A 1289-nucleotide genomic window follows, 5' to 3' on the forward strand; every position below is an offset into this window, starting at 1 on the left:
CGGCTGGCGCAAACGCAGCAAAGCCTCTCGGGCGGCACCCTCAGCGCCGGCGGAGACCTCACCATCCAGGCCCGCGAGGACATCACCGCGCTGGGCGCGAGGATCACCAGCGACCAGGGCCACACCAGCCTCGTCGCCGGCCGCGACGTCAAGGTCGGCACCCTCACCACCGAACACACCAGCGAACGGGAAAGCCTCGCCCGCAGCCGCGGCTTCCTCTCCAGCAGCAGCACCGAGCACGAGCAGCGCAGCACCGAACGCCTGGCCGAAGGCACGCTGGTCGCAGGCGAGCGCGTGACCATCCGGGCCGGCCGTGACGCGCTCGTCAGCGGCTCGGAGATCGTGGCCCAGCAGGACGTCGTCATCGACGCCGTGCGCGACGCGCGCATCGAAGCCGCGCAGGACGAGCACACCAGCAGCAGCCGCACGGACACCAAGAAATCCGGCCTGGGGGCCCTCGGCGGCGTGTCCTACGGCAGCAGCCGCGAGCAGCTCACGGTGAACGAGCGCAGCACCACCGCGCGGGCCAGCACCGTGGGCAGCGTGCAAGGCAACGTGCGCGTGCGCGCCGGCAACGACGTCCATGTCATCGGCAGCGACGTGCTGGCCCTCGAAGGCGACGTCGACATCAGCGGCCTGCGCGTGTACCTGCCCGAGGCGCGCGAGCGCACCAGCGGCGAACAACGCTACGAGCGCAGCCAAGGCGGCCTGAGCGTGAGCATCACCGGCGCCGCGATCAGCGCCGTCCAAGGAGCCCAGCAGACAGCGCGCTCGGCGCGCAACACCGACGACTCCCGCAGCCTGGCCATGGCGGCAGGTAGCCTGGGCCTCACCGGGTACAGCGCGGCAAACGCCCTGGCGAACGGCCAGGCCGCCGGAGCCAGCGCCGCGCAGCAGGCCGGCGGCATCAACCTGAGCATCAGCCTCGGCAGCGCCAGGAGTGCGAGCACGACCAGGCACGCCAGCGACTCCGCCCGCGGCACCCAGGTCATCGCCGGCGGCGACCTGCGCGTCACCGCCCGCGGCGCCGGCGCGGACAGCAACATCATCGCCCAGGGCGCCACCCTCAGAGCCGGCGGCACCGCCGTCCTCGACGCCGAGAACGATGTGCTCCTGCTGGCCGCGCGCAACACCGCCGAGCAGCACAGCACCAACCGCAGCAGCAGCGCCAGCGTGGGCGTCAGCTACGGCACCGATGGTTTGCTGTTCAACGCCAGCGCCAGCGCCGCGCGCGGCCGCGCCGACGGCAACGATGTCACCTGGACCAACACCCAGGTGGCCGGCGGCGA

1 protein-coding gene is annotated in these 1289 nt (G+C 72.7%); it reads left to right on the forward strand.

The features are described 5' to 3' along the window. Positions 1–1289, forward strand: a 1289-nt coding sequence (locus WG922_RS21900) for a hemagglutinin repeat-containing protein (protein ID WP_340285165.1), incomplete at both ends; no start/stop codon positions are given.

The organism is Ramlibacter sp. AN1015 (assembly GCF_037726105.1).
Classification (GTDB): Bacteria; Pseudomonadota; Gammaproteobacteria; order Burkholderiales; family Burkholderiaceae_C; genus Ramlibacter.